Below are 230 nucleotides of genomic sequence, written 5' to 3'. Positions count from 1 at the left end.
GATCAGAGATCGACAACGCTTCTTCCTGATCGTGGGTGACGAATACGGTCGTAATACCGAGCTTCTGCTGGATAGCGCGGATTTCTTCGCGCAAGGATATGCGGATCTTCGCATCCAGCGCCGATAGCGGCTCGTCGAGCAGAAGAACCTGCGGCTTGGTGGCAAGCGCGCGGGCCAGTGCCACGCGCTGCTGCTGGCCGCCGGACATCTGATAGGGATAACGATCCGCC

General features: G+C 60.0%; 1 protein-coding gene. It reads right to left on the bottom strand.

All coding sequences use genetic code 11. From position 1 onward, the window contains the following. Positions 1-230 (bottom strand): ATP-binding cassette domain-containing protein (locus SB719_RS22970; protein WP_412160161.1); only part of this gene is annotated, 230 nt, incomplete at both ends.

The sequence above is a fragment of the Pantoea sp. SIMBA_079 genome (assembly GCF_046940275.1).
Classification (GTDB): domain Bacteria; phylum Pseudomonadota; class Gammaproteobacteria; order Enterobacterales; family Enterobacteriaceae; genus Pantoea; species Pantoea borealis.
Note: the sequence above shows the minus strand (reverse complement) of the source record. Positions and strands in the feature narration are given on the sequence as shown.